At 73.3% G+C, this 22,958-nt stretch carries 21 protein-coding genes; 9 read left to right on the forward strand and 12 right to left on the reverse strand.

Annotated elements, in window-relative coordinates:
* Window positions 1-87: 87 nt before the first annotated feature.
* Complete coding sequence (locus tag J4557_RS04175) at window positions 88-1,269, reverse strand: C40 family peptidase (RefSeq protein WP_208264984.1); 1,182 nt, start codon at window positions 1,267-1,269, stop codon at window positions 88-90.
* Window positions 1,270-1,462: 193 nt separating this feature from the next.
* A complete protein-coding gene (locus tag J4557_RS04180) occupies window positions 1,463-3,448 on the reverse strand; it encodes a thioredoxin domain-containing protein (RefSeq protein WP_208264985.1) in 1,986 nt (661 codons plus the stop codon).
* 209 nt (window positions 3,449-3,657) lie between these two features.
* Between J4557_RS04180 and J4557_RS04185 the strand changes: the two genes are divergently transcribed.
* Window positions 3,658-4,560, forward strand: a complete 903-nt coding sequence (locus J4557_RS04185; RefSeq protein WP_208264986.1) for a class I SAM-dependent methyltransferase — start codon at window positions 3,658-3,660, stop codon at window positions 4,558-4,560.
* Here J4557_RS04185 and J4557_RS04190 read toward each other — a convergent pair.
* Both J4557_RS04190 and J4557_RS04195 read right to left on the reverse strand, forming a co-directional pair.
* Window positions 4,557-5,915 carry a dihydrolipoyl dehydrogenase family protein gene (locus tag J4557_RS04190; RefSeq protein WP_208264987.1) on the reverse strand — a complete coding sequence of 453 codons (1,359 nt, stop codon included), beginning with the start codon at window positions 5,913-5,915 and terminating at the stop codon, window positions 4,557-4,559. The genes J4557_RS04185 and J4557_RS04190 overlap by 4 nt on opposite strands.
* Before the next feature lie 31 nt (window positions 5,916-5,946).
* Window positions 5,947-6,900, reverse strand: a complete 954-nt coding sequence (locus J4557_RS04195) for a ribonuclease Z (protein WP_208264988.1) — start codon at window positions 6,898-6,900, stop codon at window positions 5,947-5,949.
* Between the two features lie 85 nt (window positions 6,901-6,985).
* Here J4557_RS04195 and J4557_RS04200 point away from each other — a divergent pair, with 85 nt between their 5' ends.
* Window positions 6,986-7,462 carry a pyridoxamine 5'-phosphate oxidase family protein gene (locus J4557_RS04200; protein ID WP_208264989.1) on the forward strand — a complete coding sequence of 159 codons (477 nt, stop codon included), beginning with the start codon at window positions 6,986-6,988 and terminating at the stop codon, window positions 7,460-7,462.
* On the opposite strand, the gene J4557_RS04205 is transcribed toward J4557_RS04200, so the two are convergent.
* From J4557_RS04205 to mca, 4 genes are all read right to left on the reverse strand, one after another.
* Window positions 7,437-8,294, reverse strand: coding sequence for a tetratricopeptide repeat protein (locus tag J4557_RS04205; protein WP_208264990.1), 858 nt, complete (start codon window positions 8,292-8,294; stop codon window positions 7,437-7,439). The genes J4557_RS04200 and J4557_RS04205 overlap by 26 nt on opposite strands.
* Before the next feature lie 151 nt (window positions 8,295-8,445).
* Complete coding sequence (locus J4557_RS04210; RefSeq protein ID WP_243775214.1) at window positions 8,446-9,759, reverse strand: low temperature requirement protein A; 1,314 nt, start codon at window positions 9,757-9,759, stop codon at window positions 8,446-8,448.
* 30 nt (window positions 9,760-9,789) lie between these two features.
* Window positions 9,790-10,050: a hypothetical protein gene (locus J4557_RS04215; protein WP_243775215.1), complete on the reverse strand. Its 261-nt coding sequence runs from the start codon at window positions 10,048-10,050 to the stop codon at window positions 9,790-9,792.
* A complete protein-coding gene (mca, locus tag J4557_RS04220) occupies window positions 10,041-10,904 on the reverse strand; it encodes a mycothiol conjugate amidase Mca (RefSeq protein ID WP_208265062.1) in 864 nt (287 codons plus the stop codon). Before mca ends, J4557_RS04215 begins: the two co-directional genes overlap by 10 nt.
* Window positions 10,905-11,093: 189 nt before the next feature.
* Here mca and J4557_RS04225 point away from each other — a divergent pair, with 189 nt between their 5' ends.
* Window positions 11,094-11,477, forward strand: a complete 384-nt coding sequence (locus J4557_RS04225) for a DUF4307 domain-containing protein (RefSeq protein ID WP_208264991.1) — start codon at window positions 11,094-11,096, stop codon at window positions 11,475-11,477.
* A gap of 199 nt (window positions 11,478-11,676) precedes the next feature.
* Complete coding sequence (gene greA / locus J4557_RS04230; protein ID WP_208264992.1) at window positions 11,677-12,174, forward strand: transcription elongation factor GreA; 498 nt, start codon at window positions 11,677-11,679, stop codon at window positions 12,172-12,174.
* Between the two features lie 72 nt (window positions 12,175-12,246).
* Here the strand turns inward: greA and J4557_RS04235 are convergent, their stop codons facing one another.
* Window positions 12,247-12,756, reverse strand: coding sequence for an Lrp/AsnC family transcriptional regulator (locus J4557_RS04235; RefSeq protein WP_208264993.1), 510 nt, complete (start codon window positions 12,754-12,756; stop codon window positions 12,247-12,249).
* A 134-nt stretch (window positions 12,757-12,890) separates the two neighbouring features.
* Between J4557_RS04235 and hppD the strand changes: the two genes are divergently transcribed.
* The 5 genes from hppD (at window position 12,891) to J4557_RS04260 (ending at window position 19,340) form a co-directional block, all read left to right on the forward strand.
* On the forward strand, window positions 12,891-13,982 hold the full coding sequence (gene hppD, locus J4557_RS04240; protein WP_208264994.1) for a 4-hydroxyphenylpyruvate dioxygenase: 1,092 nt from the start codon (window positions 12,891-12,893) through the stop codon (window positions 13,980-13,982).
* Window positions 13,983-14,088: 106 nt separating this feature from the next.
* Entirely contained in the window at window positions 14,089-15,009 is a 921-nt protein-coding gene (locus J4557_RS04245) for an RDD family protein (protein ID WP_208264995.1), read from the forward strand.
* 103 nt (window positions 15,010-15,112) lie between these two features.
* Entirely contained in the window at window positions 15,113-15,925 is an 813-nt protein-coding gene (locus tag J4557_RS04250) for an RDD family protein (protein ID WP_208264996.1), read from the forward strand.
* A 55-nt stretch (window positions 15,926-15,980) separates the two neighbouring features.
* Window positions 15,981-17,606, forward strand: coding sequence for a M1 family metallopeptidase (locus J4557_RS04255; RefSeq protein WP_208265063.1), 1,626 nt, complete (start codon window positions 15,981-15,983; stop codon window positions 17,604-17,606).
* A gap of 306 nt (window positions 17,607-17,912) precedes the next feature.
* Window positions 17,913-19,340 carry a M1 family metallopeptidase gene (locus J4557_RS04260; RefSeq protein WP_208264997.1) on the forward strand — a complete coding sequence of 476 codons (1,428 nt, stop codon included), beginning with the start codon at window positions 17,913-17,915 and terminating at the stop codon, window positions 19,338-19,340.
* A gap of 134 nt (window positions 19,341-19,474) precedes the next feature.
* On the opposite strand, the gene ilvA is transcribed toward J4557_RS04260, so the two are convergent.
* The 3 genes from ilvA to J4557_RS04275 form a co-directional block, all read right to left on the reverse strand.
* Complete coding sequence (gene ilvA / locus J4557_RS04265; RefSeq protein ID WP_208264998.1) at window positions 19,475-20,701, reverse strand: threonine ammonia-lyase; 1,227 nt, start codon at window positions 20,699-20,701, stop codon at window positions 19,475-19,477.
* A gap of 91 nt (window positions 20,702-20,792) precedes the next feature.
* Window positions 20,793-21,788: an ROK family protein gene (locus J4557_RS04270; RefSeq protein ID WP_208264999.1), complete on the reverse strand. Its 996-nt coding sequence runs from the start codon at window positions 21,786-21,788 to the stop codon at window positions 20,793-20,795.
* On the reverse strand, window positions 21,788-22,948 hold the full coding sequence (locus J4557_RS04275) for an FIST signal transduction protein (protein ID WP_208265000.1): 1,161 nt from the start codon (window positions 22,946-22,948) through the stop codon (window positions 21,788-21,790). Before J4557_RS04275 ends, J4557_RS04270 begins: the two co-directional genes overlap by 1 nt.
* Between the last annotated feature and the right edge of the window lie 10 nt (window positions 22,949-22,958).

The raw sequence follows: 22,958 nt of genomic DNA on the forward strand, positions 1-22,958 counted from the left end.
GGGGTTGGGGTTCAGGCCGTGTGGCTGTGGGGTCCGGCCTGCCGGGCCCGGTCACACCTGCCGTAGTCGGGGTTCGGGGGCGCCGGATCAGCTGGACAGTTGGGCGGCCAGCTTGGGGCTGACTCGGACGGCGCCCTTGAGGTTGCGGGTGTAGACGTTCTGGATCATCACGTCGAGGCCCGTGCGCGGCGCGACGACCATCTTGCCGTTGCCGATGTACAGCGCGATGTGGGAGATGTAGCCGGGCGCCGTGGGGTCGTTGGCCCAGATCAGCATGTCGCCGGGGACGGCCTTGTTGTACGGGATGACCCAGCCGACGCGGGCCTGGTCGGCGGCGACGCGCGGGAGGCGGATGCCGGCCCGCGCGAACGCGTACTGCATCAGCCCGGAGCAGTCGTAGCCGCCCTCGGCCTCCGACTCGCCGCCCCACACGTACGGCCAGCCGATCCGCGAGTACGCCGCCTTGATCACGGTCTGCACCTGGCCGGCGGTCATCACCTGGCCGTGCGAGGTCGGCGCGTGGTCCGAGCCGGCCCTCGGGAAGTCGATCTGCGGGTTGACCGCGACGGCCTTGGCGTGCTTCGGCAGCACCTTCTTCAGCTTCTTGATGAAGGCGGCCGGCTTCGTCTTCGGCACGCTGATCAGCATCGCGTTGCCGGTGGGCATGCCGAGGGCCTGCGCGGTGGCGTGCGAGACGACCGCGTCGACGTCGCTGATGCCCATCGTCGCGTAGGCGCCGACGCGCAGGTTCGACTGGTGCTGCTTGCCGCCGACGGGCACCTGGCTGCCGAGCTTGACGCCGCCGTCGCTGCCCATCGTGAACGAGATGGCGACGTCGCCGGACGCGACGTTGCGCCAGAGCGCGTCGGACTGCGCGGTCGGCTTCGGCGTGTAGTTGCGGAACGTGGACGGGTCGACGCCCATCAGGCCGACGCGCTTGCCGGCGACCATGCCCTGCACGGCGTCGACGACCTCGACGCCCTTCACGCCCTTGGCGCCCCGGATCTTCGCGATGGTCGCGGCGGGCAGCGCGGACGGGGCCGCCACGAGGACGTGCGGCGTGAGGCGCTTGCCGAGCGGTGCGACCGCGCCCGGCGAGAGGCTGGTGCTGCCGGAGGCGGCGACGTAGCGGGCCCGCTTCTCCTGCGGCGAGGGGGCGGGGTCGCCGTCGTGGCCGCGGGCGATGAGGACCGCCGTATTGGCGGCGAGCGTGGTCAGGACCGAAACGCCGATGATCGTCGGTAGGACCCGGCGGTTCGGCTTCCGCACTGCCACGCTCCTTTGAGGTCGAGCCTTCCGGCTCCCACGACTATGACCCAGAGGAGCGGCAACCGTCCAGATACCCGGTGCATCACCGGGCACCCCTGCCCGTCATGCCCCATCGGGTCAGCCCCGTCTCCGCTACCCATTGGTAACACCATGCGGGAACGAGAGCAAGGTCACGTTGCCACAAAATGGACGGCTAATCCAATTGCCCACGTAGCTCGCGGGTCAGCTCGGCCGGCGTCGTCACGGGCAGCCGGCAGGTGAACATCCGGCAGACGTACGCGGCGGGCGCCCCGTCCACCGGTTCGCGGCCCTCCAGCAGCGGGACGCCCTCGGCGCCCGGCTCGCCGACGCTCACCACCGCGCCCGGCGCGGGCGCCATCAGCGCGGTGCGGTGCAGCGCCCGGGTCCGCTCGTCGTCCCGGCCGCCGATGATCGCGATCTCCACCGGCCCGGCCGCGTGCGCCTCCGCGACCGCCAGCCCCCAGCCCGCGAACCGCGCGTGCTTCTCCGCCAGCGGCCCGACCGGTCCGAGCGCCGCCTCCGCCGCCTGCCGGTGCCAGTCCGACCCGGTCAGCGCCGCGAACGACAGCAGCGCGCCCGCCGCCGCGAACTGCCCGGACGGGGTGGCGTTGTCGGTCGGGTCCTGCGGGCGCCGGAACAGCCGCTCGGCGTCGTCGGCGGTGTCGTAGAAGCCGCCCTCCCCGTCCTCGAACCGTTCGAGGACGGTGTTCAGCAGCTCCCCCGCCAGCCGCATGTGCACGGGGTCGCCGGTGACGCCGTGCAGCGCGAGCAGTCCCTCCGCCACGTCCGCGTAGTCCTCCAGGACGCCCGCGTTCCCGCCGGCGGCGCCGCCGCGCGACGTCCGGACGAGCCGCCCGCCGCTCTCGTGCACGTCGATGAGCAGCCGCGCCACGTCCTCGGCCGCGCTGACGAGGTCGGGCCGGTCGAACAGCGCCCCGCACTCGGCGAGCGCCGCGACGGCGAGGCCGTTCCAGGCCGCGACGACCTTGTCGTCCCGCGCCGGCGGCACCCGGTGCGCGCGGGCCTCCAGCAGGAGCGTCCGGACGCGCTCGTAGCGCTCCGCGTCGTCGGGGTCGCGGAGGAGCTGGAGGACCGAGGTGCCGTGCTCGAACGTGCCCGTCACCTCGAACAGGCGCTCGGCGTAGGCGCCGTCGTCCTCGCCGAGGACCTCCCTCAGCTGCTCCGGCGTCCAGACGTAGTACTTGCCCTCCACGCCCTCGCTGTCGGCGTCGAGCGCCGACGCCAGGCCGCCCTCGGGCGTCCACAGGTCGCGCAGCATCCAGTCGCAGGTCTCCAGGGCGACGCGCCGCGCGAACGGCGAACCGGTCAGCCGCCACCAGTGCGCGTACACGCGGGCCAGCAGCGCGTTGTCGTAGAGCATCTTCTCGAAGTGCGGGACGACCCACCCCGCGTCCACCGAGTACCGCGCGAACCCGCCGCCGAGCTGGTCGTACACCCCGCCGCGGGCCATCGCCTCCAGCGTGTGCCCGGCCATCGCGAGGGCCTCCGCGTCGCCCGTGCGGGCGTGGTGGCGCAGCAGGAACTCGAGGGCCATCGACGGCGGGAACTTCGGCGCGCCGCCGAACCCGCCCCGCGCCGCGTCGTAGGACTGCGCCAGCACCTTCACGGCCTGCGCGAGCCGCTCCGCGCCGGGCACCTCGCCGCCCGCGAGGCCCGTCCCGCGCGAGGTCAGGGCCGCGACGACCTGCTGCCCCTGCCCGACGACCTCGTCGCGCTGCTCCGTCCACGCCTTGTGGACGGCCTCCAGCAGCCCCTGGAACTGCTGCCGGGGGAAGTACGTTCCGCAGTAGAACGGATGCCCGTCCGGCGTCATGAACACGGTCATCGGCCACCCGCCCTGGCCGGTCATCGCCTGCGTGGCCTCCATGTAGACCGCGTCGATGTCGGGGCGTTCCTCCCGGTCCACCTTGACGTTCACGAACATCTCGTTCATGAGCCGCGCGGTCTCACCGTCCTCGAAGGACTGGTGCGCCATCACGTGGCACCAGTGGCAAGCGGCATATCCAACAGAAAGGAGCACCGGGACATCTCGCCGGCGCGCCTCGGCGAACGCCTCGGCGCTCCACTCCCACCAGTCGACCGGGTTGCCGGCGTGCTGCAGCAGGTACGGGCTGGTGGCGTCCTTGAGCCGGTTCATGCCCCGATCCTGCCCGATCCGGCGCCCGGTTCACGGCCCCGGGCCGTCCCGTTTCGGCGGGTTGCCCCCGAGCGCGCCGCCCCTATGATGACGTCGCCGATGACCGGGTCCGTCCGCGGACGGGCCCCGACCCGGCACAAGCACCAAGAACGTCGTCCAACGCTCCCCCTCCCCCCGCTCCTGCACCCGCTGAAGTTGGAGCTTCACCCATGACCGAAACCCGGCCCTCCACCCCCACCTCCCTCGACGACGTCGACGGCTGGTTCCCCAAGGTCGACCAGAGGCTGTTCACCTGGTTCCTGGACCGCCAGGAACGCCTCGGCCAGCAGGGCGACCTCGTCGAGCTCGGCTCCTACCTCGGCAAGAGCGCCATCCTCATCGGGCGCCACCTGCGCGACGGCGAGACCTTCACCGTCTGCGACCTGTTCGACTCCGAGGCCCCCGACGACTCCAACCAGGCCGAGATGGACGGGTCGTACGCGAGCCTGACCCGCACCGCCTTCGAGGCGAACTACCGCGCCTTCCACGACGGCCTGCCGCGGATCGTCCAGGCGCCGACCTCGGTGATCCTCGACCACGTGCGGCCGGAGAGCTGCCGGTTCGTGCACGTGGACGCGTCCCACCTGTACGAGCACGTGCGGGGCGACATCCAGGCCGCGCACGTGATGCTGCCGGTGGAGGGCGTGCTCGTCTGCGACGACTACCGCTCCGAGCACACCCCCGGCGTCTCCGCCGCCGTCTGGGAGGCGGTCGCCGCCGAGGGCCTGCGCCCGGTCTGCGTCACCCCCCAGAAGTTCTACGGGACGTGGGGCGACGTGAAGGACGTCCAGGACGACCTGCTGGCCTGGCTCGGCGAGCAGGACGACCTCTGGCACGAGGTGCAGGAGGTGGCCGGGCGGCCGCTGCTGCGCGTCAAGGGCAAGCCGGCCCCGAAGGCCCCCAAGAAGGACCGGACGCGCGAGCTCAAGGAGCGCCTCGCCCGCGCCGAGGAGCAGCGGGCGCGCGCGCAGCACGAGCTCGACTCCGTCCGCAACTCGTTGAGCTTCAAGGTCGGCCGGGCCGCCACCGCGCTGCCCCGGGCGATGCGCCGCCGCAACGGGCGGCAGCGCTAGCCGTCGAGGGCCGCGAGGGCGGTCTCGATGGTGCGGTGGAACGTCGGATAGGCGTAGATCATCTCGCGGAGGGCCGCGGTGGGGGCCTCGGTGTGCACGGCGACGGCCAGCGCGCCGAGGACCTCCCCGCCGGCCGGCCCGGCCGCGGTCGCGCCGACCAGCACCCCCCACTCGGTGCTCTCGACGAGCTTGACGAACCCGTCGTTGCCGACCTTCTGGATCCAGCCGCGCGCCGACTCCGGGATCGGCGCGAGCCCGGTGCGGACCGGCAGGTTCTGATCGCGGGCCTGCGCCTCGGTGAGCCCGACCGACGCGATCTCGGGATCGGTGAACGTCACCCGGGGGACGGCCCGGTAGGCGGCCTGCGGCCCCTCCTCGCCGAGGATGTCGCGGACCGCGACGGACGCCTGGTACATCGACACGTGCGTGAACGCGCCCTTGCCGGTGATGTCGCCGATCGCCCAGACGCCGTCGGCGGCGCGCATGTGCCCGTCCACGTCGAGCCGCCGGGCGTTCTCGTCCAGGCCCACGGCGTCCAGGCCGAGGCCCTTCAGGTTCGGGCGGCGGCCCGTCGCGACGAGCAGCCGGTCGGCGGCCAGGGTCTCGTCCCCGAGATGCAGGCGGAACTCGCCGTTCGCGTACGACGCGCCGGTGACCTTCGCGCCCGTCCGCACGCCGATGCCCTCCCGCTCGAACACCTGCCGCAGCAGCCCGCTCGACTCGGGTTCCTCGTTCAGCAGCAGGCGGTCGGCCGCCTCGACGACCGTCACGCGGCTGTCGAAGCGTGAGAAGACCTGCGCCATCTCCACCCCGACCGCGCCGCCGCCCAGCACCAGCAGCGACTCCGGCACCTCGGTGGCCTGCACGGCCTCCCGGTTCGTCCAGTACGGGACGTCCGCGAGCCCGTCGACCGGCGGAGCCGACGGCGCCGTGCCGGTGTTGAGCAGGATGCCGCGGCGGGCCCGGAACACCCGGTCGCCGACCGTCACCTCGCGCGGCCCGGTGATGCGGCCCTCCCCCCGCACCAGCCGCGCGCCCTTGCCGGTGAGCCGGTCGGCGGCGGCCGTGTCCGTCCACGAGCCGGTCGCCTCGTCGCAGATCCGGGCGGCCACCGGCGCCCAGTCCGGCCGGATGATCGAGTCGCCCGCCATCCCCGGGATGCGGGTGCCGTCCGCGATCAGCCCCGCCGCGCGCACCATCATCTTCGTCGGGACGCACGCGTAGTACGGGCACTCCCCGCCGACCAGCCGGGACTCCACGGCCGCGACGGACAGGCCGGCCTCGGCCAGCCGGCCCGCCGCGTCCTCCCCGCCGGGCCCGAGACCGATGACGACGACATCGACTTCTTCAGCCATGCCCCGAGTCCTGCCCATGTTGGGCGGGGTCTCACTGTGGCGGGCGAGGTTTTGCGGCCCGGCGGGGCGGCAGGGGAATCCGGTCCAGGTCGTGGACGAGCGAGATCGCGCCGCCGAACTCGGCGGCGGCCTCGTCCTCGAAGCGGTGCTCGTCCTCCGCGCGGTAGCGCTCGGAGAAGTGCGTGAGGACCAGGTGCCGGACGCCGGCGTCCGCCGCGACCCGGCCCGCCTGCCCCGCCGTGAGGTGACCGAACCTCGCCGCGAGCGGGGAGTCCTCGTTCAGGAACGTCGACTCGATCACCAGCATGTCGACGCCGGACGCGAGATCCCGCACGCCGTCGCAGCGGCGGGTGTCCATGACGAACGCGACCTTCTGCCCGGGACGCCGCGCGCTGCACTCCTCCAGCGCGACCGTCGTGCCGTCCGGCGCGGTCACCCGCCCCCGCTCCTGGAGTTCGCGGACGAGCGGCCCTCGCACGCCCCGCTCCGCGAGCCGCTCCGGCAGCATCGTCACGCCGTCCGGCTCCTCGACCCGGTACCCGTACGCCTCCACCGGGTGCGACAGCCGCCGCGCGACCAGCGAGAACGGCGCGTCCTCCAGGTCGAGCGCGGTCCGCTCCCCCGACACCGGCCACTCGCGGACCACCTCGGTGTCGTGGAACGCCGACGCGTACCGCAGCCGCTGCCAGTACTCCGCGCCGCTCGCCGGGAACACCGCGTTCACCGGGTGCTCGACGCCGTCGCGCGCGATCCGCTGGACGATGCCGGGCACGCCGAGGCAGTGGTCGCCGTGGAAGTGCGTCACGCAGATCCACGTCACGTCGTTCGCGGCGACCCCGGCGTGCGCCATCTGCCGCTGCGTCCCCTCGCCCGGGTCGAACAGCAGGCCCTGCCCGTCCCAGCGCAGCAGGTAGCCGTTGTGGTTGCGGGCCTTGGTCGGCACCGCGCTGGCGGAGCCGAGGACGATCAGATCGCGTGCGGACATCCCCCCATGGTGCCGGGCGAAGGCCGTTGCAAGCGCTTGGTTATCCTGACCGCGTCCTGGACCGATGCGAGCAAGGGAGAGCCGCGTGGCCGGAAGCAAGCGCGACAAGATCAGGATGACCCCCGAGGAGGTCGCCGCCTACCTCGCCGGCAACTTCAAGGTCCAGGTCGCCACCGTCGGCAAGGACGGCGAGCCGCACCTCGTCACGATGTTCTACGCGCTGCTCGACGGCAAGATCGCGTTCACCACGTACCACTCGTCGCAGAAGGTCGTGAACCTGCGCCGCAATCCGACGATGACCTGCCTCGTCGAGGACGGCGTCGAGTACAACGAGCTGCGCGGCGTCGCACTGTACGGCCGCGGCCTGGTCATCGAGGACCGCGACGAGCTGCACAAGGTCGGCTACGTCGTCGGCTCCCGCATGGCGGGCCTGCCCGTCCCCGAGATCGGCGAGCCCATCGACCCCGCCATGGCCGCCGGCATCGAGCAGGCCATGTCCAAGCGCGTCCTCGTCGTCATGGACCCCGACACCGTCGTCAGCTGGGACCATCGGAAGGCGTGAGCCCCTCCCGCCGGCGCGCCGCGTCCTCCGCCTTGGGGGTCGGGACCGAGCCGTAGAGGGTGATCGCGCGGTCGAGGGCGGCGCCCTCGGCCGCGGTGTCGCCGCGCTGCCGGGCCGCGTCCGCGAGATGCACGAACGCGTCGCCCTCCCGCTCCGGGGCCTCCTCCGCCCGGACGATCTCCAGTGCCTGGCCGAAGAAGTTGGTCGCCGCAACGGGCCGTCCCGCGCGCAGGTACGCCTCGCCGAGGGTGGTGAGGGCGCGGGCCCGGTCGTGGTCGTCGGAGAGCGCGGCGAACTCGTCCGGCAGGGAGCCCAGCAGCCGGATGGCGCGGTCGAGGTCGCCCGTCTCCATCAGCGCGCGGCCGAGGTTGTGCCGGGCCAGCAGCACCGTGCGGCGGTCGCCGTCGCGCTCGGCGAGCCGCAGGCCCTCCTCCAGCGACTCGGCGGCCTCCGCCCAGCGCTCCCGGTGCAGCAGCGCCAGTCCCTCCGCCTCCAGTTCCGCCTCGCCGGACGCCGGACCGGAGAGGTAGTGGTCCAGGACCCGGCGCAGCGCCGCGTCGCGCTCCTCCTCGGTGTCCTCGCGGGCGGCCCATTCCCGCGCGTAGTCGCGGACGGGCCCGGGCAGCCGGTGGCGGTCGCCGCCCGCATCGGCGACGAGACCGCGGTCGGCGAGCGTCCGGAGCAGGTCGCGGGCATCCGCCTCCGGGACCCCGGCCAGGGCGGCGGCCGCGGCGGCGCCGAAGTCGTCGCCGGGCTGCAGGCCCAGCAGCCGGAGCAGCCGGGCGGCGTCCGGAGGGAGCGCCCGGTAGGAGTCCTCGAATTTCGCGCGCACGTCGGGGTCCTTCCCCCGACGCGGCGGGCGCCAACCGGGCGGCACGACGCCCCGCCACGGCGCCCGGGCCCGGCGCCCGGGCCCGGCGCCCCGGCCCGGTCCCGGCCCGGGTTCCGGCCCGGGTTCCGGCCGCGGGGCTGCGGCTCGCGGCTCAGCGCCCCGGTGGCGGCTCGGCGGGCTCGGCGCCGTCGGCGGCCGCCTCCCCGAGCGGGACGGGCCGCATCGCCGGCACTCCCGGGACGCTCGGGACGCGGTCGCGCAGCCGGTAGGCGCGCACGTCCCACAGCGCCAGCGCGGCCACCACGACCGTCGTGCAGATGTGCAGGGTCAGCCGGTCCATCGCGAACGAGATCGCCGCGAGCCCCGCGAGCGCGACCAGCGCGGTGAGGCGGGCCCGCGTGAAGTCCCCGAAGACGGCCCGCTTGAAGAGGGCGTGCCCGAACACGAACAAGGCCGGGCCGCCCGTCGCGACGGCGGCGAAACCGGCCGTCACGTGCCCGCCGGGATGCGCCATCACCATCTCGTCCGCGACGGCGCCGACGATGATGCCCGCGACCATCACGATGTGGATGAACGTGTACGCGGACCGGCCCAGACGTCCCGGATCCGGGGACTCGGCGATCCGCTCGGCCGCCTTCTCCGCCGTGTGGTCGAAGTAGATCCACCAGAGCGCGACGGCGCCGGCGAACGCCGACACGAACCCCGCCGCGACCCCGGCGCCCGGCGTACGGCCGCCGAGCGTCGCACCGGTGACCAGCACGGACTCGCCGAGGGCGATGATGACGAACAGCTGGCAGCGCTCGGCCATGTGGCCGCCGTCGATGGTCCAGTCGGCCGTGCTGGACCGGCCGAGCAGCGGGGTCGTGTACCCGTGCCACGGCGCCAGGTACTCCAGCGCGACGGCGAGCAGCCACAGCCCGGCGCGGACGTCCGCCGCGTCCACGAGGGCGCCGCCGATCCACAGCACGGCCGACACCGCCTGCCAGAACAGCACCCGCTGGAAGTTGCGGCCGAGCTCGTGGGCCCAGGTGGTGGCGACGACGAAGACGGTCCGGCCCACCTGGATGACCACGTAGGCCGCAGCGAACCACACCCCGCCGGAACCGAACGCGCCGGGCAGCATCGCCGCCATGAACAGCCCGGCGATCATCACGCCGACCAGCATCAGCCGGACCACCGGATGGTCCGGGTCGAACCAGTTGGTGGTCCAGCAGGTGTACATCCACGCCCACCAGACCGCGAGCAGGAGCAGCAGCGTCTCGGCGGCGCCGCGGGCGGTCAGGTGCTCCAGCAGCCGGTGCGACAGCTGGGTCACCGCGAAGACGAAGACCAGGTCGAAGAAGAGCTCGAAGAAGGTGACCCGCGCCGTGCCGTCGCCGCGGGGCCGCAGCAGGGCGTCCACCCTGGACGGGCGCCCTGCGGGCATGCCGGACGGCGCGGCGTGCCCGGTGCGCGCGTCGCTCATGGGGGGATGCCTGCCGGCCGGGGCGCCGGGCTAGGCGGTGCCGGCGGACTCGTCGCCCGCCTTGCGGTCGGCGGCCGCGGCGGCCTTGGCGGCCTGCGCCCGCTCCCATTCCTGCTGCTTGAGATCGGCCTCCCGGGGCGCCTGGATCTTCCTCATCTGCTTGTTCATCGACCGGACGAGGAACACCAGCGCGATCAGCAGCGCCAGGAACACCCCGAAGCCGAGGAGGCCGGGGCTGACCGTGTCGTTGTTGAGCGGAATGGCGTGGGCGAGCGGTAGCACTACAGACACACCTTCTCCCGGATGCCGGCGAACAGGTCGCTCTCCGGCAACTCGGTGTCGACCAGGGACCTGGCCAAATGGTAGTCCTCGGTCGGCCATGCCTCGCGCTGGACGTCCAGCGGGACGCGGAACCAGAACCCGTCGGGGTCGATCTGGGTCGCGTGCGCGAGGAGCGCGCGGTCACGGGTCTCGAAGTAGTCCGCGCACGGGACCCGGGTCGTGACGTCCCACGTCGCGCGCTTCTCCTTCTCGTCCTCGAAGCGCTCGATCCAGTCGTGGTACGGCGACTCCAGGCCCGCCTTCTCCATCGCGGTGTGCAGCGCGAGGATGCGGTCCTTGCTGAAGGTCATGTGGTAGTAGAGCTTCAGCGGCTGCCACGGGTCGCCCGCGTCCGGGTAGCGCTCCGGGTCGCCGGCCGCCTCGAACGCCTCCACCGACACCTCGTGGCACTTCACGTGGTCGGGGTGCGGGTAGCCGCCCTTCTCGTCGTACGTCAGCATCACGTGCGGGCGGAACTCGCGGACGGCGCGCACCAGCGGCTCGCTGGCGGTCTCCAGCGGCTCCAACGCGAAGCAGCCCTCGGGCAGCGGCGGCAGCGGGTCCCCCTCGGGGAAGCCGGAGTCGACGAAGCCGAGCCAGCGCTGCCCGACGCCGAGGATCTCGCGGGCCCGCGCCATCTCGGCCTCGCGCACCTTGCCGATGTCGGCCTTGACCTCGGGACGGTCCATCGCCGGGTTCAGGATGTCGCCGCGCTCGCCGCCGGTGCAGGTGACGACCAGCACCTCCACGCCCTCCGCGACGTACCGGGCCATCGTGGCCGCGCCCTTGCTGGACTCGTCGTCGGGGTGGGCGTGCACCGCCATCAGGCGCAGCGGCTCGGCACCCCCGTCCGGCCGGGCGCACGTCGTATCGTCGATGACCTCGGACACCTGGGGATCTCCCTCTCAGCGAGCGGTTCTTACCGTGAAGGCGGACCCCGGTTCGGAGCACCCGCGCCTACAGACGAGAATTGTCCCTGACAACGTCCGCACCCCGCACGGAGATTCCCCGCGATGACGACGAGCGTGCCGGCGCCGGAGGCGCCCACCGAGCCCAAGCGCGGCCGGCTCGGCCTGGTGATCATCGGGATCGTGTGCGCGGTCGCGGCGGGCGGCTTCGGGTTCATCGCCGCGCACGTGGGGCAGACTCCCGGCATCGACGCGCAGCTGATCACCTACGACGCGGGCCCGGCCTCCATCGAGGTGAACTTCTCCGTCGCGAAGCCGAAGGGGGACGTGGTGCACTGCACGCTGCAGGCCTTCGACGAGAACATGGCCGTGATCGCGAAGAGGGACGTCACGATCCCGGCCGGAACGTCGAAGGCGGGCATGTCGGAGACGCTGCCCACGCCGGGCAAGGCGACCAGCGCCCAGGTGCAGGGCTGCCGCAAGGCGTGACGCCGGTCCGGGCCGCGGACGCCTGGATCGTCCGGTCGGCGGGTGAAACCCGATTGGCCGGTTGCACACGCCGAGTTCAGGGAACCTTTACCCGCACACACCGGATAGGCTAGAGGTTTCACCCGGCCGCACTTCATGTCGATGTGGCGCCCGCCCGGAAGGGCCGGCGAGGATCGCAACATGTGGATGAGGAGTACCCGTGACCGAGACCCGCGCTGACAACGTCACCTGGCTGACCCAGGAGGCGTACGACCGGCTCAAGGCTGAGCTGGACCACCTGTCGGGCCCGGGCCGCATCGAGATCGCTCAGAAGATCGAGGCGGCGCGGGAGGAAGGCGACCTGCGCGAGAACGGCGGCTACCACGCGGCCAAGGAGGAGCAGGGCAAGATCGAGGGCCGGATCCTCCAGCTCCAGGGGATCCTGGAGAACGCGCGCGTGGGCGAGGCGCCGCGCACCGAGGGCGTCGTCGGCCCGGGCATGACCGTCACGGTCACCTTCGAGGGCGACGAAGAGGAGGTCACGTTCCTGCTGGCCTCCCGCGAGGAGGTCGGCGCGCCCATCGACGTCTACTCGCCGAAGTCGCCGCTCGGCGCGGCGATCAACGGCAAGAAGGTCGGCGACAAGGCCACCTACGCGCTGCCGAACGGCCGCAGCATGACCGTCGAGATCCTCGACGCGACCCCCTACGGCGGCTGACCCCCGCCGCGATCGCCGCTCCCCCGAGCGGCGTCACCGGCCGGGAGTGCGCTTCACGGTCCGCCGTCCCGCTCAGCGGGGCGGCGGACCGTCGTTTTGCCCGGGGCCGCCGTTCCGTCCCGACGCCTCCCGGACGAGGGGCAGCGTGCGGTAGGGGATCTGGGTGGCGAGGGAGATCACCGAGGACGCGCGCTCGACGCCCGCGACGTCCACGAGCACGTCGATGACGCGCTGCAGGTCGGTGTTGCTGCGCGCGACGATGCGGCAGAGCATGTCGCCGGGGCCGGTGATCGTGTGCGCCTCGATCACCTCCGGGACCTGGGCGAGGCGGCGCGCGACCGGGTCGTGGCCGCCGGCCTGCCGCAGCTGCAGCGTGACGAACGCGGTGACGCCGTAGCCGAGCGCCGCCGGGTCGATCTCGGGGCCGAACCCGGCGATGACGCCGTCGCGCGACAGCCGGTCCAGCCTTGCCTGGACGGTCCCGCGGGCGACGCCGAGGCGGCGGGACGCCTCCAGCACGCCGACGCGGGGCTCGGCGGCGAACATCTCGATCAGCCGGCCGTCCAGCTCGTCGATGGGCACGGCGTCCTCCCGTCGCTGTGGTCCTGGTCACGCTGTACAGAGCGACCGATCATTTCCGCTGCCGACTGTACAGATTGTGCAGCGATTTCGGCGACTCTTGCGCACCTTGTAGGTGTACGTCGAGATTGGTGGGCATGGATGAGTTTCCGGTCAAGGGCATGGACGCCGTCGTGTTCGCCGTGGGCAACGCCAAGCAGGCGGCCCACTACTACTCGACCGCCTTCGGGATGCGCCGGGTCGCCTACCGCGGCCCGGAGAACGGCAGCCCGGACGAGGCGGTGCACGTGCTGGAGTCGGGCGGCGCCCGGTTCGTGTTCCGCGGCCCCGTGAAGGCGGGCACCGCGATCGGCCGGCACATCGCCGAGCACGGGGACGGGATCGTCGACCTGGCGATCGAGGTGCCGGACGTCGAGCACGCCTACCGGCACGCGCTCGCCAAGGGCGCCACGGGACTGGAGGAGCCGCACGTCCTGGAGGACGACCACGGCAAGGTGACGATCGCGGCGATCGCCACCTACGGCGAGACGCGGCACTCGCTGGTCGACCGCTCCAACTACTCCGGCCCGTACCTGCCGGGCTTCGAGGCCGCCGACCCGATCGTCGAGCCGCCGGAGAAGCGGTTCTTCCAGGCGATCGACCACTGCGTCGGCAACGTCGAGCGCATGGACGAGTGGGCCGAGTTCTACCACCGCGTCATGGGCTTCACCGACATGGCCGAGTTCGTCGGCGACGACATCGCGACCGAGTACTCGGCGCTGATGTCGAAGGTCGTCGCGGACGGCACCCGGAAGGTGAAGTTCCCGCTGAACGAGCCGGCGGAGAGCAGGCGCAAGTCGCAGATCGACGAGTACCTGGAGTTCTACGGCGGCCCGGGCGTGCAGCACATCGCGCTGGCCACCAACGACATCCTCGCGTCGGTGGACCGGATGCGCGCGGCCGGCGTGGAGTTCCTGGACAGCCCCGACTCCTACTACGAGGACGCGGAGCTGCGCGAGCGCATCGGCCAGGTGCGGGTGCCGATCGAGGAGCTGCAGAAGCGCCGCATCCTGGTCGACCGGGACGAGGACGGCTACCTGCTGCAGATCTTCACCAAGCCGGTGCAGGACCGTCCAACGGTGTTCTTCGAGCTGATCGAGCGGCACGGGTCGCTCGGCTTCGGCAAGGGCAACTTCAAGGCGCTGTTCGAGGCGATCGAGCGCGAGCAGGAGCGCCGCGGCAACCTGTGATGGCGCCGCCGGCGTGCGGCACCTGACCGGCCCGGGCACGCGGTGTCCTGGGCCGGTCAGGAGCCCGGCGGGCGGACGGGGGCGCGGACCGGCACACTGTGGCGCTATGACCGAACCGCCGCAGAACACCGAGCCGCCCGAGGATTCCGAGGCGCCGCCGCGCCGGGAGGCGCCGGAGCAGGGCTGGGCCTCCCCGGACGCGCCGGACGCGCAGGCGCAGCCGGACGTCCCCGCACCGGCGGAGCCGGCGGACGACCGGCCGCCGCCGTACCAGGGCGTGTACGGCGCGCCTCAGGGGCGCCCGCAGCCGGTGTTCACGCCCCCGGCCGGGTACCCGGCGCCCGGATCCGGCCAGGCCGGATATGGCCAGGGGCCCGGCGCGCAGCAGGCGCCGTACGGCCAGGCGCCTCACCCGCAGGCCCCGGACGGACAGGCCCCGTACGGGCCGGGCGCCGGCTACGGCACGCCGTCCTTCGCCCCCGGGGACCCGGGCGCGCCGGCGAGCCGCGGGCTGCGGTTCGCCGCGGGGCTCATCGACCGGTTCATCGTGGGCCTCTTCAACGTGCCGGTCGTCCTGTTCGCCATCCGCTGGGACCGGTTGCGGGAGGTCGCCGACAGCGGGCAGAGCCTCGACAACCCGCTGGACGCCTACGACCTCCCGCGCCTGGCGGTGGGCTATGCCGTCGCGATGCTCCTGGGCGTCGCCTACTACACGGTCCAGCACGCCGTATGGGGCAAGACGATCGGGAAGCGCGCGGTCGGGATCCGCGTCGTGCGGGCGGACGACCGCACGGCCGCGAGCTGGGGGCAGATCATCGCGCGGCAGGGGTTCGTGTTCCTGGCCGACGCCATCACGACGGCGCTGACCCTCCTGGTCCCGTTCGGGGGCCTGTTCGGGTTCGTCGCGCTGCTCGACAACGCGTGGATCCTGTGGGACCGCGACCGGCGGGCCGTCCACGACGCGGTGGCGGGGACGGTGGTGGTGCGGGCGCCGGCGTGGGCGCCGGACCCGTACGCCCGTACCTGATCTCCGGCGCGGCGGCAACCTTTGATCATCACGGCGGTAACGTTCCGGTGCCCGCCGACGCCGGCGAGGTTTGGACGGACGCGGCGCGGCGAACCTCTCAGACATGACGCAACCGCCCAATGACCCTCGGTCCGGGGACCAGCCGGAGGACCGGCCGCACGGGCAGCAACCGCACGGGCAGCCGGAACAGCCGGGCCCGTACACCGGACCGCCGTACGGCGGTGAGCAGCAGCCGTACGGCGGCCAGCCCGGATACGGGCAGCCCGGCTACGGCCAGCAGCAGCCGGGTTACGGCCAGCCCGGCTACGGCGAGCAGCAGCCCTACGGCGGGCAGCCCGGATACGGCCAGCCGGGGTACGGGCAGGAGCAGCCCTACCCGGGTCAGGGCGGCCCCTACGGCGGGCTCCCCCGGTACCAGGGCGGCCCGGGCGAGTACGCCGACCCGTCCGCCGGGCTGGCGAGCCGGTGGGCCCGCCTCGGCGCGGCCATCATCGACGGCATCATCGTCGGGATCGTCGTCGGGCTGATCTCGCTGCCGTTCGTGAACTGGGACCACGTGATCCACAACAACGGCACCATGTACGACGGCGCCCGGGTCGGCACCAACGCGATCAGCATCGTCCTGGGCTTCCTCTACTTCTGGCTGATGACGGCCAGGTGGGGCCAGACGCTCGGCAAGATGCTGCTGAAGATCCGGGTCGTCCGGCAGGACGACGGGCTGGCGGTCACGAACGGGCAGGCGGCGGGCCGGGCGGCGTTCTACACCGTCCTCGGCGGCATCTGCGGCTGCATCGGGCTCATCGACGTGGCGTGGATCCTGTGGGACCCGCGCAAGCAGGCGCTGCACGACAAGGTCGCGCGGACCGTCGTCATCAAGGCGGGCGCGCACCTGCCCGACCCGTACGTGCGCGGCTGACGGCATCCGGAGTTGCCGGGCACGGCCCGGCACGGGCAGGCTGGGCGGCGTGCATATGGCCGGATACTCCCCCAGCCCCCGCCCTCGCCGCCGCGGCCGGAGCGCCGCGCCGCGCGGCACCGCCCTGCGCGCCGGCGCGCTCCGCGGGACCGCGGGGCTGGCCGCGCTCGCCGTCGCGGGCTCGCTGACCGCCGCCTGCCAGGTCTCCATCGGCAACGGCGGGTCGGGGTCCGGGCCGTCCTCGGGCGCCGCCGCGGGCCCCGCCGGGCCGACGACCGCCGGCGACCCGTACGTCCCGGGCGACGGGAACGGCGGCTACGACGTGCAGAACTACAACCTGAAGCTGAACATCACGCCGGACGCGTCCACCGAGCTGACCGCGACGGCGACGATCACCGCGACGGCCAAGGAGACGCTCGGCCGCTTCAACCTGGACCTGACCGGCCTCACCATCTCCTCCATCACCGTGGACGGCAGCCCCGCGCGGCAGCAGCGGGCGGGCAGCGAGCTGGAGGTCACCCCGGCCAAGGAGCTGGCGAAGGGCGCGAAGTTCACCACCGTGGTGAAGTACTCGGGGACGCCGCGCACCATCTCCGACCCGATCCTCGGCACCTACGGGTGGGTCCGCACGTCCGACGGGGTCTTCATCGCCTGCGAGCCGAGCGGCGCGCACACCTGGTTCCCCGCCAACGACCATCCGAGCGACAAGGCCACGTTCGACTTCGAGGTCACGGTGCCGCAGGGGCTCACGGCGATCGCCAACGGCGAGCCCACGACGCCGGTGACCGGTTCGGGCGGCGGCGGCGCCCCCGGCCTCCCCGGCGCGCCCGGCGGCGGCTCGGGCGGCGGGGAGTCGCCCGGCGGCGAATCGCCGAACGGCGGCCCGTCGGTCGTCCCGGCCGCCGACCGCCGCGCCACGACCACCACGACCTGGCACGTCAAGCAGCCGATGGCGACGTACCTGGCGACCGTGGACGTCGGCCGGTTCGCGGTCCGCACCGGCAAGACCTCCGACGGCAAGCCGGTGATCACCGCGGTGGACCCGAGCGTCCCCGGCGTGAACGTGGACGCGTTCGCCAAGCTGAACGCCGACGTCATCGACCAGTGGTCCAAGCTGTTCGGCCCGTACCCGTTCGACTCCGCCGGCGGCCTGATCGACAACGCGCAGGTCGACTTCGCGCTCGAGACCCAGACGCGCCCCGTGTACGGGGCGTTCGGGCTCCAGCCGACGGTCGTCGCGCACGAGCTGTCGCACCAGTGGTTCGGCGACAGCGTCAGCGTCGGCCGCTGGCAGGACATCTGGCTGAACGAGGGCTTCGCGACGTACGCGGAGTGGCTGTGGGGCGAGAAGTCCGGCGGGTCGAGCGTCCAGGAGCAGTTCGACCAGCGGTACCGGGAGGGCTCGGCCGGCGACCTGTGGGACGTGCCGCCGGGCAACCCGGGCCGCCGCCAGATGTTCGGCCGCTCGGTGTACGACCGGGGCGGTATGACGCTGGTCGCGCTGCGCGGCCGGATCGGCGAGCCGGCGTTCTACCGGCTGCTGCAGACGTGGACGAAGGAGCACAGGTACTCGACCGGGACGACGAAGGAGTTCATCGCGCTGGCGAACAAGGTGTCCGGCAAGAGGCTGGACGCCTTCTTCGACGCCTGGCTGTACCGCAAGGGCCGTCCCGCGAAGTGACAAGGGACGGCAAGGGTCTCGGAAAGAGCGGCCGGTTCCCCCACCGGGCGGGCCGCCCGTACGGCACCATCCCGCAGTGAACGGACCTTCCGGACCGTCCGCCGCCCGTGCGGACGGCCCCGGTTCGGCTCGCCGGAGCGGCGGGCGGCGGCGCCTTGTCCACAGCCCGCACCGCCGGCCCCGTTCCGGTTCCGCGGCGAAATCCGTCCCGGATCGACGAATTCGAGATGGAAACGCGCTTGAACACCGCGGTGACACCGTAAATCCTTGATCCACTTGTGTCGTCTCACCCGAGGACGAGATCGAATGAGCAGAACCCCCAGAGCTCTTGCCGTCGTGGCGCTCGGCGCCGCGGCGGGCCTCATGGTGTCGGCGGCGGCCCCCGCCGGCGCCGACACCGTGCGGTTCACCCCGGGCGCGCCCGGGGCCGGCGACCCGTACTTCCCGGACATGGGCAACGGCGGCTTCGACGTCTCCCACTACGACATCGCGCTGCGCTACGACCCGAAGACCAAGGCGATCCAGGCCGTCACCACCGTCACCGCGCGCGCCACGCAGGACCTGTCCCGGTTCGACCTGGACTTCCAGGGCCCACTGAAGATCTCTTCGCTGACCGTGGACGGCCGCCCGGCGTCCTACACCCGGTCCGGCGCGCAGGAACTGGTGATCACGCCGCGCAAGGGCCTGCGCGAGCACCGCCGGTTCCAGGTCCGCGCCGTCTACTCCGGCGTCCCGCAGACGATCAACGACCCGGCGCTGGGCGTGTCCGGGTGGGTCCCGACGGCCGACGGCGGGATCATGCTGAACCAGCCGATCGGCGCCGCCACCGTCTACCCCGTGAACGACCACCCGACCGACAAGGCGACGTACTCGTTCGCGCTCACCGCGCCGAAGGACCTCACCTCGCTGGCCAACGGCGACCTGACCGGCACGCGCACGGCCGGCGGGCTGACCACGACCCGCTGGGAGATGCGCAGCCCGATGGCCAGCGAGCTGGCCATGGTCGCGTTCGGCAGGTACGACGTGGTCAACGGGCGCACGAAGGGCGGCGTCCCGAACCTGACCGCGACGGACCGCGCGATGGCGATCTCCGCCGCGGACGCCAAGAAGTTCAACCAGCAGACGGCCGAGGTCGTGGACTTCGAGTCCGGGCTGTACGGGCGCTACCCCTACAGCTCCACCGGCGGCATCACGGTGAAGGCGGGCGTCGGCTACGCGCTGGAGACCCAGGGCCGCCCGGTGTACGACCTGGGCCGCCACCCCGGCACGATCCCGTCCTACGGCCTCCTCGCCCACGAGCTCGGGCACCAGTGGTTCGGCGACTCGGTGTCGCCGCGGCGCTGGGCCGACATCTGGCTCAACGAGGGCTTCGCGACGTACTCGGAGTGGCTGTTCGGCGCCGCACACGGCGGCAAGACCGTCCAGCAGCTCTTCGACGCCGAGTACGCGACCCCGGCGAGCGACGACCTGTGGAAGGGCAAGGTCGCCGACCCGGGCCGCGACCACATCTTCGACGGCCTGGTGTACGACCGCGGCGCGATGGCGATCCACGTCCTGCGCCAGACCATCGGCGACAAGGCGTTCTTCAAGCTGCTGAAGGCGTGGCCGGCCCGCTACCGCTACGGCAACGCCTCGACGAAGGACTTCGTCGCGTTCGCCCAGAAGATCGGGCACAAGGACCTGAGCGACTGGGCCGCCAAGTGGCTCTACTCCGAGGGCAAGCCGGCCCTCTGACCGGTGCTGCGGAGGGCGCGCCCCGCCCGCTCCCTCCGCGGCAGGCGGAGTTCCTCTCCTCAGCCGCCGACCGATCGCACGCATCGCCCGCCGAAGGGCGGCCCCCAGGGCCCGACCGCCAAGGGCAATGCAATTCAGCTGAGCGTCAGGGTGTAGCCCTTGGCGCGGAGGCGGCCGATGACGTCCTCGGAGTGGTCGGCGCCGCGGGTCTCCAGGTGCATCAGCACCTCCGCCTCCTCGACGTGCAGCCGCGCGGCGACCCGCTCGTGCATCACGTCCAGCACGTTGACGCCCATCTCGGCGAGCTCGCTCAGCAGCGTGACGAGCGCGCCCGGACGGTCCTTCAGGCGGCACCGGACGACCAGGTACCGGCCCGCGCCCGCCAGGCCGTGCCGCAGCACCTTCGACAGCAGCAGCGGGTCGATGTTGCCGCCCGACAGCAGCACGACGACCGGCGGTTTCACCGCGTACGAGTGCTCCAGCAGCGCCGCGACCCCGGCGGCGCCCGCGGGCTCGACGACCTGCTTGGCGCGTTCGAGGCACAGCAGCAGCGCCTGCGAGATGGACTCCTCGGTCACCGTGACGACGGCGTCGACCAGCTCGCTGACCAGCCCGTAGGTGATGTCGCCCGGACGGCCGACGGCGATACCGTCCGCCATCGTCGGCTGGAGCTCGATGCGGACGGGCAGGCCCGCCGCGAGCGACGGCGGGAAGGCGGCGGCCCGCTTGGCCTGCGCCCCGATCACCTTGACGCCGGAGTCGCGGCCGATCTCCTTCGCGGCGCCCTTCACCGCCGCCGCGACGCCGGACATCAGCCCGCCGCCGCCGACCGCGCCGACGACGGTCGCGACGTCCGGGCACTGCTCCAGGATCTCCAGCCCGATCGTCGCCTGCCCGGCGACCACGTCCAGGTGGTCGAACGGGTGGATGAAGACCGCGCCGGTCTCCTCGGCGTGCTTCTCCGCCGCGACGAGGCAGTCGTCGACGGTCGGGCCGGGGAACCGCACCTCCGCGCCGTACCCCTTGGTCGCCGCGATCTTCGGCAGGGGCGCGCCGACCGGCATGAACACCGTCGACCGGCAGCCCAGCATGGATGCGGCGAGCGCGACGCCCTGCGCGTGGTTCCCGGCGCTGGCGGCGACGACCCCGCGGGCCCGCTCGTCCTCGCTCAGCCGGGCGATCCGCACGTACGCGCCGCGGATCTTGAAGGAGCCGGTGCGCTGCAGGTTCTCGCACTTCAGCAGCACCGGCCCGCCGATGAGCTCCGACAGCACCCGGGAGGAGATCAGCGGGGTGGGCACCGCCACGTCGCGGAGGAGGTCCCGCGCGGCGCGTACCTCGTCGATGAAGACGGCACTCATCCCACGATCTTCCCACGGGCCGTGCCGGGCGCCGGCCCGTCGCCGCGAGGGCGCTCCGGGGCCCTGCCGTCCGGGGACGCCCCTGCGCCGGTCAGTCGGCCGCGTTCCAGTAGCGGTCCTGCGCGAAGATCAGCGCGGCGGCGCCGATCAGCCCGGCGGTCTGCCCGAGCGCCGCCGGGACGATCTGCGTCTTGCGCGCGAACTCCATCCGGGCGTGCGCCCGGAACGCCTCCTCCACCGGGTCGAACAGCAGCGCGCCCGCCTGCGACACCCCGCCGCCGATCGCGACGACGTCCAGGTCGCACAGGTGGGTCGCCGACGCGAGCGCGACGCCGATGGCGTGGCCCGCGCGGCGCATCGCGGCGACCGCGACCGGGTGGCCGCGACGCGCGTCGGACGCCAGCTCGACGCCCGTGACGTCCTGCCCGCCGGGCCGCCAGCCCTCCCCGCGCGCCCACGCGACGAGCCCGGGGCCGCGGGCGATCGCCTCCAGGCAGCCGTGCCCGCCGCACTCGCACGGCGGGCCGGACGGCTCGACGACCACGTGCCCGATGTGCCCCGCGTTGCCGCTCGCGCCGTCCACGAGCCGCCCGCCGAGGATCAGGCCGCCGCCGACGCCGGTGGACACCACCATCCCGAGCAGGTTGCTGCGCCCGCGCCCCGCGCCGCGCCAGTGCTCCCCGATCGCGACGCAGACGGCGTCGTTGTGGACGCGGACGGGCAGCCCCGGGTACCGGCCGCGGAGCCGCTCGCGCACCGGGAACCCCCGCCAGGCGGGGATGTTCAGCGGCGACACCTCGGCGGCGGGCCACGTCATCGGGCCGCCGCAGCCGCAGCCGACGCCCGCGAGCACCGGCGAGCCCGCGTCGGCGTGCACCTTTTCGAGCAGGCCCTGGAGCGTCCGCCACAGGCCCTCGGCGTCCAGCCCCTCCCCGTTGGGGGTGGCGACGCGGTCGTAGGCGACGACGCGCCCGCCGGGCTCGACGACCGCCGCGGCGAGCTTCGTCCCGCCGATGTCCACCGCCAGGACCGGTGCGGCCGGCCCCGAACCCGCGCCCGGACCGGCCGCCGGACCCGCAGCCGCCATCACCGGTCCCCCGCCCGGCCGAACGCCAGGATGGACGCGGTGAACCCGTGCACGTGGTTGCGCCCGGCGACCGGGCCGATCTCGCCCGCGGCGAAGAACCCGCCGACCCCGGCCGGCCCGAACGCCCGGTCGAGCACCTTGGCGTCGTGGTCGGAGTCGGGGAACATCGCCTGCCCCCGGCCGTTGCAGGAGATCAGCAGCGCGCCCTCGACCGGCGCGAGGTCGAACCGCTCCAGCAGCGCGGTCAGCTCCTCCTCCGCGGCGCCCGCGTCGCGGACCTGGAAGCGGACGGTCCGCCCCACGTCCACCACGTCGCCGATGGCGATCGCGCCGCTGTCGGTGTCGGCGCCGACCACCCCGCGGACGAGGAAGTCGCCGCGCTCGTGCTCGTCGGCGTACTCGTCCATCGCGACGCCGATCAGCAGGCCCCGGCCGGCCAGCTCCTGCTCGTCCTCGGGCAGCTCCAGGACGATCTGCTCCAGCTTCTCCAGCGCCGGCACGCCCGCCAGCTCGTACAGCACGTTCTCGTCGGCCTTCGTCACCACCATGTCCGGGCCGATCGGCCGGGCGCCCTGGCTGACGACGGTCGCGGCGGTCACGGCGCCGCCGATGACCACGCCGACCGCGCCGTCCTCGTACACGTCGCCGTCCACGAACAGCCGCGCCTCGCCGTGCTCGCCCGCCTCCGCGAGGCCGCCGACGAGCGCGAGGCCGGGCAGCGCGTCATCGGAGCGCTCGACGAACGCGTCCACCGGGAAGCTGTAGGGGTCCGCCAGCAGCAGCCCCACCACGTCGTCGTCCTGTCCCTCCGGCATGCCGACCACGATCAGCTTGTCCTCGGCCTTCAGCGTCTCCAGCCGGAACGCCTCCAGCCGGGCGCCGGGCAGCACCGCCGCCCAGGCGCTGACCGCGCCCGCGTCCTCCACGCCCCGGCCCCCGCCGATCACTCCGGACGCGCTGCAGCCGATCACCAGCGCGGGCGCCGCGGACAGCGCCGCGCGCCGCGCCGCGGCCGCGATCTCCTCCGGGTCGTCGCCGGAGATGAAGACGCAGACCAGGTCGGGCGCCGCGGACAGCGGCGCGAGCGCCTGCTCGACCGCGGACACGGCGGCACTGGACAGATCGGGGCCGAGGGCCAGGCCGTCACCGAATCGCGCCATCGGCGCCGCC

It is taken from the genome of Actinomadura nitritigenes (genome assembly GCF_017573545.1).
GTDB classification, from domain to species: Bacteria; Actinomycetota; Actinomycetes; order Streptosporangiales; family Streptosporangiaceae; genus Spirillospora; species Spirillospora nitritigenes.

What these genes read in the sequence shown, in the direction of transcription:
- J4557_RS04275 (WP_208265000.1), bottom strand. Translation starts at nt 22,948, where the DNA reads ATGGCGCGATTCGGTGACGGCCTGGCCCTCGGCCCCGATCTGTCCAGT.
- J4557_RS04255 (WP_208265063.1), top strand. Translation starts at nt 15,981, where the DNA reads ATGGCCGGATACTCCCCCAGCCCCCGCCCTCGCCGCCGCGGCCGGAGC.
- J4557_RS04185 (WP_208264986.1), top strand. Translation starts at nt 3,658, where the DNA reads ATGACCGAAACCCGGCCCTCCACCCCCACCTCCCTCGACGACGTCGAC.
- ilvA (WP_208264998.1), bottom strand. Translation starts at nt 20,701, where the DNA reads ATGAGTGCCGTCTTCATCGACGAGGTACGCGCCGCGCGGGACCTCCTC.
- J4557_RS04180 (WP_208264985.1), bottom strand. Translation starts at nt 3,448, where the DNA reads ATGAACCGGCTCAAGGACGCCACCAGCCCGTACCTGCTGCAGCACGCC.
- J4557_RS04195 (WP_208264988.1), bottom strand. Translation starts at nt 6,900, where the DNA reads ATGTCCGCACGCGATCTGATCGTCCTCGGCTCCGCCAGCGCGGTGCCG.
- J4557_RS04225 (WP_208264991.1), top strand. Translation starts at nt 11,094, where the DNA reads ATGACGACGAGCGTGCCGGCGCCGGAGGCGCCCACCGAGCCCAAGCGC.
- J4557_RS04245 (WP_208264995.1), top strand. Translation starts at nt 14,089, where the DNA reads ATGACCGAACCGCCGCAGAACACCGAGCCGCCCGAGGATTCCGAGGCG.
- hppD (WP_208264994.1), top strand. Translation starts at nt 12,891, where the DNA reads ATGGATGAGTTTCCGGTCAAGGGCATGGACGCCGTCGTGTTCGCCGTG.
- J4557_RS04190 (WP_208264987.1), bottom strand. Translation starts at nt 5,915, where the DNA reads ATGGCTGAAGAAGTCGATGTCGTCGTCATCGGTCTCGGGCCCGGCGGG.
- J4557_RS04270 (WP_208264999.1), bottom strand. Translation starts at nt 21,788, where the DNA reads ATGGCGGCTGCGGGTCCGGCGGCCGGTCCGGGCGCGGGTTCGGGGCCG.
- J4557_RS04260 (WP_208264997.1), top strand. Translation starts at nt 17,913, where the DNA reads ATGAGCAGAACCCCCAGAGCTCTTGCCGTCGTGGCGCTCGGCGCCGCG.
- J4557_RS04210 (WP_243775214.1), bottom strand. Translation starts at nt 9,759, where the DNA reads ATGAGCGACGCGCGCACCGGGCACGCCGCGCCGTCCGGCATGCCCGCA.
- mca (WP_208265062.1), bottom strand. Translation starts at nt 10,904, where the DNA reads ATGGCGGTGCACGCCCACCCCGACGACGAGTCCAGCAAGGGCGCGGCC.
- J4557_RS04250 (WP_208264996.1), top strand. Translation starts at nt 15,113, where the DNA reads ATGACGCAACCGCCCAATGACCCTCGGTCCGGGGACCAGCCGGAGGAC.